The organism is Nocardioides korecus, assembly GCF_054778395.1.
In genome coordinates, this window is sequence record NZ_BAAGZO010000002.1 from 257,873 (window position 1) to 270,771 (window position 12,899).

10 protein-coding genes are annotated in these 12,899 nt (G+C 74.8%); 7 read left to right on the forward strand and 3 right to left on the reverse strand.

The window, feature by feature from the left end; all coding sequences use genetic code 11:
• Positions 1 to 24: 24 nt before the first annotated feature.
• Genes ACYVDA_RS04515 through ACYVDA_RS04525 form a run of 3 tightly spaced genes read left to right on the forward strand, consistent with a single transcriptional unit; the run spans position 25 to position 3,000 of the window.
• Complete coding sequence (locus ACYVDA_RS04515; RefSeq protein ID WP_460815339.1) at positions 25 to 801, forward strand: SDR family NAD(P)-dependent oxidoreductase; 777 nt, start codon at positions 25 to 27, stop codon at positions 799 to 801.
• Positions 802 to 806: 5 nt separating this feature from the next.
• A complete protein-coding gene (locus ACYVDA_RS04520) occupies positions 807 to 1,307 on the forward strand; it encodes a MarR family winged helix-turn-helix transcriptional regulator (RefSeq protein WP_460815342.1) in 501 nt (166 codons plus the stop codon).
• Between the two features lie 58 nt (positions 1,308 to 1,365).
• Positions 1,366 to 3,000, forward strand: coding sequence for an alkaline phosphatase D family protein (locus tag ACYVDA_RS04525; RefSeq protein ID WP_460815345.1), 1,635 nt, complete (start codon positions 1,366 to 1,368; stop codon positions 2,998 to 3,000).
• Between the two features lie 56 nt (positions 3,001 to 3,056).
• Here the strand turns inward: ACYVDA_RS04525 and ACYVDA_RS04530 are convergent, their stop codons facing one another.
• Positions 3,057 to 3,404, reverse strand: coding sequence for a hypothetical protein (locus tag ACYVDA_RS04530; protein WP_460815347.1), 348 nt, complete (start codon positions 3,402 to 3,404; stop codon positions 3,057 to 3,059).
• Between the two features lie 37 nt (positions 3,405 to 3,441).
• Complete coding sequence (locus tag ACYVDA_RS04535) at positions 3,442 to 3,747, reverse strand: hypothetical protein (protein ID WP_460815349.1); 306 nt, start codon at positions 3,745 to 3,747, stop codon at positions 3,442 to 3,444.
• A 157-nt stretch (positions 3,748 to 3,904) separates the two neighbouring features.
• Here ACYVDA_RS04535 and ggt point away from each other — a divergent pair, with 157 nt between their 5' ends.
• Complete coding sequence (ggt, locus tag ACYVDA_RS04540; RefSeq protein ID WP_460815352.1) at positions 3,905 to 5,851, forward strand: gamma-glutamyltransferase; 1,947 nt, start codon at positions 3,905 to 3,907, stop codon at positions 5,849 to 5,851.
• Between the two features lie 59 nt (positions 5,852 to 5,910).
• On the opposite strand, the gene ACYVDA_RS04545 is transcribed toward ggt, so the two are convergent.
• Positions 5,911 to 8,139 carry an ATP-binding protein gene (locus tag ACYVDA_RS04545; RefSeq protein ID WP_460815354.1) on the reverse strand — a complete coding sequence of 743 codons (2,229 nt, stop codon included), beginning with the start codon at positions 8,137 to 8,139 and terminating at the stop codon, positions 5,911 to 5,913.
• Positions 8,140 to 8,442: 303 nt separating this feature from the next.
• On the opposite strand from ACYVDA_RS04545, the gene hflX reads away from it, so the two are divergent.
• From hflX to ACYVDA_RS04560, 3 genes are all read left to right on the forward strand, one after another.
• Positions 8,443 to 9,795, forward strand: coding sequence for a GTPase HflX (gene hflX, locus ACYVDA_RS04550; RefSeq protein ID WP_460816107.1), 1,353 nt, complete (start codon positions 8,443 to 8,445; stop codon positions 9,793 to 9,795).
• A gap of 223 nt (positions 9,796 to 10,018) precedes the next feature.
• A complete protein-coding gene (locus ACYVDA_RS04555; protein ID WP_460815358.1) occupies positions 10,019 to 10,834 on the forward strand; it encodes an endonuclease/exonuclease/phosphatase family protein in 816 nt (271 codons plus the stop codon).
• A 73-nt stretch (positions 10,835 to 10,907) separates the two neighbouring features.
• Complete coding sequence (locus ACYVDA_RS04560) at positions 10,908 to 12,866, forward strand: ATP-dependent DNA helicase (protein ID WP_460815360.1); 1,959 nt, start codon at positions 10,908 to 10,910, stop codon at positions 12,864 to 12,866.
• Positions 12,867 to 12,899 lie beyond the last annotated feature (33 nt).

Here is a 12,899-nt window from a genome sequence, read left to right on the forward strand (position 1 = left end):
CCGGCGCCGCTATCGTCCGTGACCATGGACATCAACGGAGCCAGCGCCATCGTCACCGGGGCCGCGTCGGGGATCGGGGCCGCAGCGGCCCGCCAGCTCGCGGAGCGCGGCGCGCACGTCGTCGTCGCCGACCTGAACCAGGAGAAGGGCGAGGCCCTGGCCGCCGAGATCGGCGGCGTCTTCGCCCCGGTCGACGTCACCCGCACCGAGCAGATCGTCGCCGCGATCGAGGAGGCCGAGAAGCTCGGCCCGCTGCGGCTGCTGGTCAACTCCGCCGGCATCGGCTGGGCCCAGCGCACGGTCGGTCGCGACGGCACCTACGACTCCGCCGCCGACCTGGGGGCGTTCGCCAAGGTGATCGCGATCAACCTGGTCGGCACCTTCGACTGCGTGCGCCTGGTCGCCACCGCGATCAGCCGTCACGAGCCGACCGCCAGCGGCGAGCGCGGCGCGATCGTCAACCTGGCCAGCGTCGCGGCCTTCGACGGGCAGATCGGCCAGGCGGCGTACAGCGCCTCCAAGGGCGGCGTCGTCGGGATGACCCTGCCGGTCGCGCGCGACCTGGCCGCCGTGGGGATCCGGCTCAACACCGTCGCCCCGGGGCTGATCGACACCCCGATCTACGGCGAGGGCGAGGCGGCCGAGGCGTTCAAGGCCAAGCTGGGGGAGAGCGTGCTGTTCCCCAAGCGGCTGGGCGACCCCTCCGAGCTGGCCAGCATGGTGGTGGAGTGCCTGACGAACTCCTACATGAACGGCGAGACGGTGCGCGTCGACGGCGGCATCCGGATGCCTCCCAAGTAGGCGTCGTGGACTCCGACCCCCGCTGGCTCGACGAGGAGGAGCGCCGCGCCTGGCTGCGCCTGGTGATGCTGCTCGAGGTGCTCCCGGGCGTGCTCGACGGGCAGCTGCGGCGGGACGCCGGGATGACCCACTTCGAGTACACCGTGCTCGCGATGCTCTCCGAGGCCCCCGGGCGGACCCTGCGGATGACGGCCCTGGCCGCGCGCTCCAACGCCACCCTCCCGCGGCTCTCCCACGTCGTGGCGCGGCTGGTCGACCGTGGTCTGGTGGAGAAGCGGCCCTCGACCCAGGACGGGCGGGTCACCGACGTGGCGCTGACCGACGCCGGTCACGCCGCGCTGGTGCGGGCGGCGCCGGGCCACGTGGGGAACGTGCGCACCCACGTACTCGACCCCCTCACCCCCGAGCAGGTCGCCCAGCTGGAGGGGATCGCCGAGGCGATGGTGGCCACGATCCCGGCGGCCCAGCAGATGCTCGAGGCGTGGGAGGACCGGCCCGGGAGCTGACGCCGCGGGTTCACCCCGGCGTCGCACCCCGGTCACCCGGGCGGGTTCGGATCCACCCGTGACCTCCTCGGACCCCAGCCGCACACCCAGCCAGCGCAGCCCCCAGCCCGGAGACCAGCGCGCCGCTCCCGACCCGCTGGCGCCGCGCCCCTCCCGGCGTCGGGTGCTGCTCGGGGGCGCCGGAGCGCTCACCCTCGGGGTGCTGGCCGCCCCGTCGGCCTCCTGGGCCGCCCCGACCGGGGTGAGCCAGGGCCGCAGCCGCCTGGGGCTGACCTCGGGCGTCCAGACCGGCGACGTCACCAGCCGCTCGGGCACCCTCTGGGCCCGGTCCTCGGGCCCCGGTCGGCTGGTGGCCCAGGTGGGGTCGGGACGCCGGCCGCGCCTGGTCCGCGGGCCCTGGGCCACCCCCGCCACCGACCTGACCGCCCGGATCGACCTCGAGGGCCTGGCGCCGGGGCGCGAGCACGTCGCTCGGATGTGGTTCGAGACCGAGGACGGCTGGGCCGGCGAGGTCGGCACGGCCCGGTTCTCTACGGCGTCCGTGCACCCCGAGGAGACCTCGTTCGTGTGGACGGGGGACACCGCCGGGCAGGGCTGGGGGATCAACCCCGACCTGGGCGGGATGACGACCTACCGCACCATGCTCGAGACCCGTCCGGACTTCTTCGTCCACGCCGGCGACACGATCTACGCCGACGGGCCGATCCCGGAGTCGGTCACCGAGCCCGACGGGCAGGTGTGGCGCAACGTGGTCACCCCTGAGGTGTCCAAGGTCGCCGAGAGCCTGGCGGAGTTCCGTGGCCGTCACCGCTACAACCTGCTCGACACCAACGTCCGGGCCCTGTACGCCGAGGTGCCGGTCCTCGCGCAGTGGGACGACCACGAGACCCACAACAACTGGTACCCCGGCCAGGTCCTCACCGACGACCGCTACACCGAGCGCCGCGTCGACGTGCTCGCGGCCCGGGCGCGTCAGGCCTGGCAGGAGTACCAGCCGATCAGCACCGCCCACGTCCGCGGACGGGGTCGCACCGGGTTCGCCGAGGCGCGGATCTACCGCAAGATCGAGCGCGGCGCCCACCTCGACGTGTTCTGCCTGGACATGCGCACCGACAAGAGCCCGAACACGACCGGGACCGAGGACCACCTGACCCCGATCTTCGGCGCGGAGCAGGCCGACTGGATCATCCGCGAGGTGCGCCGGTCCCGGGCCACCTGGAAGGTGATCAGCGCCGACCTGCCGCTCGGCCTGGTCGTCCCCGACGGCACGAACGAGGAGTCGATCTCCAACGGCGACCCGGGTCGTCCGTTGGGGCGCGAGCTCGAGCTGGCCCGGGTGCTGCGCGGCCTCAAGGGGGTCCCGAACGTCGTGTGGATCACCGCCGACGTGCACTACTGCGCCGCGCACCACTACGACCCGGCCCGGGCGAGCTTCACCGACTTCGACCCGTTCTGGGAGTTCGTGGCGGGGCCGGTCAACGCCGGCGGGTTCGGACCGAACAAGCTCGACGCGACCTTCGGGCCGGAGGCCGTGTTCGTGAAGCCGGCCGACTACCCCAACCAGTCACCGCGCGGGGGCAACCAGTTCTTCGGCCACGTGGCCGTCGACCGACCCGGTGCGATGACGGTCAGCCTGCGCAACACCGCCGGGACGGTGCTGTTCTCGAAGCGGCTGGAGCCGCAGCACCACTGACGGAGAGCTCACGTCGAGCCACGTGGTCGTGCACGGTCCCGGGCACGAGCGCTCTCCTAGACGCCGTGGCGCGGGTTGCGGTCGGGGTCGTGGTCCTGGGTCGCGACGCCGTCGGGGTGGGGTTCGGGGGCGTCGCCCTGGGCGGGGCGGTCCTGCTCGTGCGGGACGTCGTCGCCGGTGGGTGCGCCGACCTCGTGCGGGTCGGGGTGGGTGGGCGCCGTGGTGTAGGTGACCTCCTCGTCGCCGCCGCGCACCGTCCCCACGTGCTCGCTGCTGACGCCCATGCCCCCGTCGAGGCCCTCGGGCCCGTCGGCGTTGGGGTCGGACTCGGTGACCTCCGTGGGTGGGGTCGCGGAGGTGGGCCCGGTCGCGTCGGTGGCGTCGGTCGGCTGGTGCTCGCTCATGGGGTGTCCTGTCCTGCTCCGCGTACGTCGGGTGGTGCTACTGCGAGGGCTGGTCCTCGGTGGTCTCGGCGTTGTGCTCCTGGCGCGCCTCGTCCTGCTCCTCGCCGACGGTCTCGCCGGCGGGGGACTCGTGGGGCTGCTCGTCCTCGATCGGCAGGGTGCCCCCGTGCTGGTCCTCCACCGAGTCCTGCGCGGTCGCGCCGACGCCCTCGTCGCCGCCGGCCAGGCCGGAGCCGGCCTCACCGGGGGTGTCCTGGCGCTGGGGGCCTCCGGGCGGGGTGGGGGCGTCGGAGCCCTCCTCGCGGGGGCTGGCAGGTCCGGGCTTGGTGTCGGCGTCGCTCATGGGGGTGGCGTACCCGTGCCCGGCCGCGGGAAACACGCGACCGGCGCGACCCACGGCCCGGCCGGTGCTTGTGCGGTGTCGGTGGGCCGTGCCTGAATGAGACCGGGTCCGGCCGTCACGGTCGGGCCGCGACGACGACCACCTCTCGGGAGCACGCATGCGCACCACCTCAGGTCACCCCGGTCACCCAGGTCACCCGGGCCACGCGGGCCGCACCAGCGGCCGCCGCCGCGCGGGCGCGATCGGCGCCGCCGTCCTGACCGGCCTGGTCGGGGTCGCGGCCCTGCCCGGCACCCCGGCGCAGGGAGCCTCGGGCCAGCCCGTGGCGACCCGCCCCGACGGCCCGCACGTCCCCGTCGGCGGGCGCTACAACGTCAAGACCCCCACGAGCACGGGCTACGGCGGTGCCGTCACCTCGGTCGACCCCGAGGCCTCCCGCGTGGGCCTGGAGGTGCTGCGCCGCGGCGGCAACGCCGTCGACGCCGCGGTCGCCACGGCGGCGGCCCTGGGCGTGACCGAGCCCTACAGCTCCGGCATCGGTGGCGGCGGCTACTTCGTGCACTACGACGCGCGCACCGGACGCGTGGGCACCATCGACGGTCGCGAGACGGCTCCCGCCACCATGCCGAGCAACGCCTTCGACGACCCGAGGACCGGCAAGCCCTACAACTTCACCCCGGAGCTGGTCACCAGCGGCGTCTCGGTCGGCACCCCCGGCAGCCTCGCGACCTGGGACCGGGCGCTGCGCCGGTGGGGGACCCGCAGCCTGGCCAGCACCCTGCGGCCCGCCGAGCGGCTCGCACGTCGTGGCTTCACCGTCGACCAGACCTTCCACGACCAGACGGCCGACAACCAGCGCCGGTTCGCCAACTTCCCGGCGACCAGCAAGCTGTTCCTCCCGGGCGGTCAGCCGCCCGCCGTCGGGTCGGTGCTGCGCAACCGCGACCTCGCGGCGACGTACGCGCTGATCGGCCGGAAGGGCCTGCGCGCCTTCTACTCCGGCCCGCTGGCCGCCGAGATCGCCCGCACGGCCCAGCACCCGCCGACGCGGGCCAACCCCGACCTGCCGGTGCCCGCCGGCTACCTCTCGACCGGCGACCTGGCGCGCTACCGCGTGCGCGACCAGGCGCCGACCCGGATCGGCTACCGCGGCTACGACGTCTACGGCATGGCGCCCTCCTCCAGCGGTGGGTCCACGGTCGGGGAGGCGCTCAACATCCTGGAGCGCTTCGACGTCCCGGCGATGAGCGACGGCGACGCCCTGCACCACTACCTCGAGGCCAGTGCGCTGGCCTTCGCCGACCGCGCGAAGTACGTCGGCGACCCGGCGTACGTCGACGTCCCGCTGGCCGACCTGCTCTCCGACCGGTACGCCGCGGAGCGCGCCTGCCTGATCGACCCGCAGCACGCCGCGACCAAGCCGGTCGCGGCCGGCGACGTGACGTCGTACGACGGCCGCTGCTCGGGGGCGTCGGCGAGCGGGAAGGTCGCGCAGGACACCGAGAACATCAACACCACCAACCTGACCGTGGCCGACCGGTGGGGCAACGTCGTGGAGTACACCCTGACCATCGAGCAGACCGGCGGCTCGGGCATCACCGTGCCGGGGCGCGGGTTCCTGCTCAACAACGAGCTCACCGACTTCTCCTACGGCCCGACGATGCCGGCGAACGACCCCAACCGGATCCAGCCGGGCAAGCGACCGCGCTCCTCGATCTCCCCGACCCTGGTGCTGCGCGGCGGCCGGCCGTTCCTGGCGCTCGGCTCGCCCGGCGGCTCGACCATCATCACCACGGTCCTGCAGCTCCTCTTCGACCGGCTCGACCGCGGCATGACGATCGAGCAGGCGATGGCCGCGCCCCGGGCCTCCCAGCGCAACACCCCCGCGGTGACCGCCGAGCCCGAGTTCATCGCGAAGTACGGCGACCTGCTGAAGACCTACGGCCACACCCTGACCCCCTCGGGCGACGCCTTCACCAGCGCCGCCCAGATCGGGGCGGCCACCGCGATCGAGTTCGGTCGCGGTGGCCGCCTGACGGCCGTCTCGGAGCCGGTGCGCCGTGGCGGCGGGTCGGCGCTGGTGGTCCGCCCGGGCCGCCGCTGAGCCGTCGGGAGCGGTCGGTCCCCTGCCGGCCGGGCCGTCAGCCGGGCCGGGGCCGACCGTCAGGCCGGTGCCGCCTCCGCGTCGGGGCCGGACGCGCCCTGCGGGGTCGGGTCGGACCCGGACGACGGCCGGGGTGACGGGAGGGTCAGCGGGCCGGGGGTCTCGACCGGCTCGACCGACGAGGCCGGCTCGAGAGACGGGCCCTGCTGGACCGACGCGGTGAGGTCGGCCGACGGGAGCGGCTCGAGCAGGGCGGGCGGACCGAGCGCTTCCGGGCGGGGGGCCGGGTCGAGGGGCAGCGTGAGGATCATCGTGGTGCCCTGGCCCTCGGGCCCCGGGCGGGCCGAGATCCGCCCGCCGTGGCGCTCGACCGCTCGGGCGCAGATGGCCAGGCCGAGGCCGGTGCCGGGGTAGGCGCCCGTCGTGGTGGAGCGGAAGAAGCTGTCGAAGACCTTGCCCCGGTCCGCGCTGGGGATGCCGATGCCGTTGTCGGTGACCCGTACCTGCAGGCGGTCGCCGCGGACCCGGGACTCGATCGTCAGCTGGGGCAGGACCCCCTCGTCGACGTACTTCACCGCGTTGCCGACCAGGTTGGCGAACAGCTGGCGGATCAGCAGCGGGTCGGCCAGGACGTGGCCGAGCGGCTCGTGCTGCACCACCGGCGCGGGCCCGGTGACCTCGAGGTCGGCGACCACCGAGGCCACCACCTCGTCGAGGTCGATCGAGTGCACCTGGAGCTCGGCGCTGCCGGCCAGGGTGTAGTCGAGGAGGTCGGTGATCAGGGCGTTCATCCGGGTCGCCGATCCGTCGATCCGGGCCAGGCTCGCCCGGGCCGCCGCCACCGAGTCCGGGTCTATCGGGCCGCCCAGCTGCTCGCGGGCGATCTCGGCCCAGGACAGGACGCCGGTCAGCGGCCCCTTGAGGTCGTGGGCCACCACCCCGGCGAAGTTCTCCAGCATCCGCTTCTCGGCCCGCTCGTGGGTGACGTCGTGGAGCAGGACGACCGCGAGCGGGCCGTCCTCGTCGGGCGCCACGTCCTCGAAGCCCGACCGGTCGAGGTGCAGCGGCACGGCCGTGGTCGCCAGCACCGTCTCCTGGCCGGTGGCCGGGTCCAGGCGGACCACGTCGGTGCTCGCGACCCGCTCGCCGCGCAGGGCCCGGGCGTGGGGGAGGTCCTGCGGTGCCACCCGGGTCCCGTCGGGGTGCAGGAAGCCGGGGTCGTCCGGGTCGTGCACGTGACGGCCGTGCTCGTCCCCGCCGGCCAGCTCGGCCGCGGCCGAGTTGGCCAGGACGACGTGGCCCCAGGAGTCGGTGACGCACAGCCCGTCGGCCATCGCCTCGGTGACGGCGTCCAGCAGGTCGGCCCGGGTGCGGGCCCGGGCCTCCGCGCTCGCCAGCCGCTGGGCCAGGGCGTTCTTCTCCGCGACCCCCAGGGCCAGCATCAGCACCAGGCCGGTGGTCATGGTGACGAACGCCTGGACCACCGTGGCCCGGGCCGAGAGGTTCGTCAGCGTCCCGAACGGCCCCTGGCCCAGCAGGGTCAGCAGGATGACCAGCGTCCCGAACACCGCCGAGTAGATCGCACCGACCGCCGGGGCGAACCGGAACCCCACCCACGCCGCGACGCCGATCAGCAGGAAGCCGAGCGGGGTGCCTCGGGTGGCCCCGAACATCACCAGCCCCACCAGCACGGTGGTGCCGAGCGTCAGCGCCAGCTCGGCCGCCACCGCGCGTCGGCGTACGGGTGTCCCCCGGGTGGGGGACCGCAGCCCGTCCCCGAGGCAGGTCAGCACGGCGGCCGCCACGACGAACGTGCCGCACGCGTTGCGCACCACCCAGCCCACGACCAGCACGCGGTCCAGGTCGGCCCCGCTCGTCCAGACCGCCAGGCAGCCCGGCACCGACCCGGCGAGCGCCGCGAGCAGGGAGGCGGCGAAGAGGCGGGCCAGCTGCCGGGTGGTCCGCACGGGCTCGGGGCCGGAACGCGTCCCCACCAGGCGGCGTACGACGAGGGCCTGGGTCGCGTTGGCCGCCCCCAGGAGCGCGGCCTCGAGCAGCGGCATCGGCTCCACCACGAGGAAGTACGCCGCCACGGTGGCCCCCAGGACCACGGCGTCGACGGCGGCCCGCCGACCCGAGCCGCTGGAGAGCAGCCAGAGCGCGCCCACGCCGGCGGCGGGCCAGAACAGGGCCAGCCCGGTGTCGGCGAGGACGACCTGACGACCGAGCGCGATGGCCATCAGGCAGGCCAGGACCCACCCGAGCAGGCGCAGGGGGACGCGGTGCACCCCCCTAGTCTCAGGCCTCGGACGCCGTCTGGGCCAGGAATGCCGTGGTCCGTGGGAGCGCCGGGACGAAACCGGCTCGCCGCCGCTCGCCCCGCGAACTACGCTGGAGGGCACATGACGAACGCACCCCACCACTTCGACCTCGCCCAGGAGCTCGCCGACACGGCGGACTGGGACGAGGGGACCGCGCCCGAGGCGACCACCGACGACGGCACCGCGACCACGCCCGCCGAGCCGACGGGGCCCACCTGGCGTCCCGCCTCCGCGCTCGAGGGCGAGGAGCAGGACGACAGCACCGGCGCAATGGACCTGGCCGAGCGCCACCAGCTCCGCCGGGTCGCGAGCCTGCGCACCGAGCTCGAGGACATCACCGAGGTCGAGTACCGCCAGCTGCGCCTGGAGCGCGTGATCCTGGTCGGCGTCTGGACCAGCGGCACAGTGGCCGACGCGGAGAACTCCATGGCCGAGCTCGCCGCGCTGGCCGAGACGGCCGGCTCGGAGGTGCTCGACGCGCTCTACCAGCGGCGTGACAGCCCCGACCCCGCCACCTACATCGGTCGCGGCAAGGTCGAGGGCCTGGCCGAGATCGTGGCCGCGAGCGGCGCCGACACCGTCATCCTCGACGGCGACCTGGCGCCCAGCCAGCTCAGGAACCTCGAGGACAAGGTCAAGGTCAAGGTCGTCGACCGCACCGCGCTGATCCTCGACATCTTCGCCCAGCACGCGAAGAGCCGCGAGGGCCAGGCGCAGGTCGAGCTGGCCCAGCTGAACTACCTCAAGCAGCGGCTGCGCGGCTGGGGCGGCAACCTCTCGCGCCAGGCCGGTGGCCGGGTCGCGGGCGGTGCGGGCATCGGTGGCCGTGGCCCCGGTGAGACCAAGCTCGAGACCGACCGGCGCCGCGTCAACACCAAGATCGCCAAGCTGCGGCGCGACCTCGCGCACATGAAGACCACCCGCGACACCAAGCGCGGCAACCGGGTGCGCCACGAGATCCCCAGCGTCGCGATCGCGGGCTACACCAACGCGGGCAAGTCCTCGCTGCTCAACCGGTTCACCGACGCCGGGGTGCTCGTCGAGGACGCGCTGTTCGCCACGCTGGACCCCACCACGCGCGGCACCGAGACCAGCGACGGACGCGTCTACACGATGAGCGACACGGTCGGGTTCGTGCGCCACCTGCCCCACCAGCTCGTCGAGGCGTTCCGGTCGACGCTGGAGGAGGTGGCCGACTCCGACCTCGTCCTGCACGTCGTCGACGGCTCCCACCCCGACCCCGAGGGCCAGATCGCGGCCGTGCGCGAGGTGTTCGCGGAGATCGGGGCCGACAAGGTGCCCGAGCTGATCGTCATCAACAAGGCCGACGCCGCCGACCCGATGGTCCTGGCCCGGCTGCGCCAGCGCGAGCCGCACTCCGTCGTGGTCTCGGCCCGGACGGGCGAGGGGATCGCCGAGGCGCTGGCCGCGGTCGAGGCCGACCTGCCCCGCCCGGCGGTCGAGGTCGCCGTGCTGCTGCCCTACGACCGGGGCGACCTGCTCAGCAAGGTGCACGACCACGGTGAGGTGGTCTCGATGGAGCACACCGGCGAGGGCACGTCCCTGGTCGCGCGCGTCAACGAGTCGCTCGCGGGCGAGCTCTCGGCGTACTCCAGCAGCTGAGCCGGGCGCCCGTCCACGTGCTCCGGGGGTGGTGGACGTCGGTCGTCCTGGCGACCGCGGGGCTCGTCGTCCTGAGCCTGACGCGGTTCCTGCCCGGTGACCACGGGCCCGTCGTGGCCGCGGCGTCGTTCTCCTCCTACGCCGTCCTGGGGTACGCCGCCCTCCTGGTCGTCCTCGCTGCCGGGCCGCGCTCGGGCGCGTGCGCCGCGCCCGGGGGAGCGGCGTGCCCGCAGCCTGGCGCCGCGTCCGCGCCGGCGTGGCGGTCACGAGCGTGGTGGGGCTGGCGGTGCACGTGGTCGTGCTCGCTCCGCTGTTCGTCGCCGCCGCGCCTGCTGGTGCCGCTACGGCGTCGTCGTCCCCGGGGTCGGGACCGACGGTGATGACGACCAACCTCGAGTTCGGAGCCGGGGACGCGGGGGCCGTGGTCCGCGCGGTGTCGCGCCACCACGTCGACGTCGTGGTCCTCGAGGAGGTCACGCCCGCGTGCCTGGCGCGGCTGGAGGCCGCCGGCCTCATGGCCCTGCTGCCGCACCGCGCCGGGCGGGCCTCGACCGGGGCGGACGGCACCGTGGTGGTGTCGCGGTGGGGGCTGCGCACGCTGCGCTCGTTGCGGCTGGCCAACGGGGGCTACGAGGTGCGTGTCGCGGGCCCGCGGCCGTTCACGCTGCTGGCGGCGCACACCATGGCGCCGGTGGTCTCGCCGCGGCGGTGGGCCTCGGACCTGGGGCGCCTGCGGGCCGCCGTGGCGGCCGCTGACGGACCGGTCGTGCTCGCAGGAGACCTCAACGCGACGCGCGACCACCAGCCCTTCCGCCGGGTACTGGGGGCCGGGGTGCGCGACGCCGGGGAGGAGGCGGGCTCGGGCTGGCAGCCGACCTGGCCCTCGCGCTGGCGCGAGAGCTGGCTGCGCCCGGTGATCGCCATCGACCACGTGCTGGTCTCCGAGGAGCTGCTCGGGGTGCGCACCTGGACCGTCGAGGTGCCCCACACCGACCACGTGGGCCTCCTGGCCGAGCTGGTCTGGTCACGCCCCTCCTGAACCCGCGGGCGCGCCGTCCCCAGGTCCGCAGGTCGTGGCCACCGGTGTCCTTGCGGACACGTAGGGTGCTCGGGTGGTCGAGGGGTCCGGACGTGGTGCGAGCGAGGTGCTGTCCACCGCCGTGAGGGCCCTGGGGGGCCAGGAGCGACCCGGTCAGGTCGCCATGGTCGAGGCCGTGGCCGCCGCGATGGAGGAGGGTCGCCACCTCCTGGTGCAGGCCGGCACCGGCACCGGCAAGTCGCTGGGCTACCTCGTCCCCGCGCTGCTCCACGAGAAGCGCGTCGTGATCGCGACCGCCACCCTGGCCCTGCAGCACCAGCTGGTCGAGCGCGATCTCCCGGCGCTGATGGGGGCGGTGGAGGAGAAGACGTCGTACGCCGTGCTCAAGGGCCGGTCCAACTACGCCTGCCTGCACCGCGTGCGTGAGGGCGTGCCCGACGACCAGGGCACGCTGGTCGACCTGCCCACCGGCGGTCTCGGCGCCGAGGTCCTGGCCCTGCGCGAGTGGGTGGAGGAGGAGGCCCAGGAGGGCGGCACCGGCGAGCGCGACCACGCCCCGCGCCACACCGACCGGGTCTGGCGCCAGGTCAGCGTGAGCGCGCGGGAGTGCCTGGGCGCGACCCGCTGCCCCTTCGGCACCGAGTGCTTCGCCGAGCGCGCCAAGGAGCGGGCCGCGCAGTCGCACCTGATCATCACCAACCACTCCCTGCTGGCGATCGACGCGATCGAGGGCGTCCCGATGATCCCGGAGTACGACGTCGCGGTGATCGACGAGGCCCACGAGCTGGTCGCCCGGGTCACCCAGGCCGCCACCGACGAGCTGACCGCCACCGAGGTCGACCGCACGAGCCGCCGGGCCGAGCGCTACGTCGAGGGCGACGCGGCCGTGGACCTCGGGGACGCGGGGGAGGCCCTCGCGGCGGCGATGGAGGCCGCCGGCGGCGGACGGCTGGAGTCGGTGCCGGCCGAGCTGGCCGACGCGCTGGCCCAGGTGCGCGACGCCGCGCGCACGCTGGTCTCCGCCTTCCCGCGCGAGCAGCCCGGCGCCGCGCAGCCCGCGGATGCCGGCGCCACCCAGGCCAAGGGCTGGGCCCAGGAGATCTTCGCGACCGCCGAGCGGATGGCGGCCGGTTCGGACCGCGACGTGCTGTGGATCAACGAGCGCGAGCGCAACCGGGGCGGCTTTGCGCTCTGCGTGGCCCCGCTCGAGGTCGCCGGCACCCTGCGCGACCGCCTGCTGGCCGAGAAGACCGTGGTGTTCACCTCCGCGACCCTCAAGCTCGGCGGCGACTTCGACGCCGTCGCGGGGTCACTGGGGATGTGGCCCTCGGAGCGGGCCACCGCGGCGCAGGAGGGCACCTGGACCGGGCTCGACGTCGGCTCGCCCTTCGACTACGGCAAGCAAGGCATCCTCTACGTCGCCCGCCACCTGCCCCAGCCGGGGCGCGACGGGCTGACCGCCGCTCACCTGCAGGAGATCACCGAGCTGGTCGACGCCGCCGACGGTCGCACGCTCGGGCTGTTCTCCAGCCGTCGCGCCGCCGAGGCCGCGGCCGAGCACGTCCGCGAGGCGCTGCCCCACCTGACCACGCTCGCCCAGGGCGAGGCCCAGCTGCCGGAGCTCTCGCGCCAGTTCGTGGGGGACCCCCACACCAACCTCTTCGGCACGCTGAGCCTGTGGCAGGGCCTCGACGTCCCCGGCGACACCTGCCAGCTGGTGCTGATCGACCGGATCCCGTTCCCGCGGCCCGACGACCCCCTGATGTCGGCGCGCCAGAAGGCCGCCGACCAGGCGGGGCGCAACGGCTTCATGCAGGTCGCCGCCTCGCACGCCGCGCTGCTGATGGCCCAGGGCGCCGGCCGCCTGATCCGCACCACCGCCGACCGCGGCGTCGTGGCCGTCCTCGACCCCCGCCTGGTCACCGCGCGGTACGGCGGCTTCCTGCGCGCCAGCCTCCCCCCGATGTGGACCACCGAGGACCCCGCCGTCGTCCGCAAGGCCCTCGCCCGCCTCGCCTCCGACGCCCGCTAGGTCCTGACGGGGGCGGGGGTCCTCGAGCGCCGT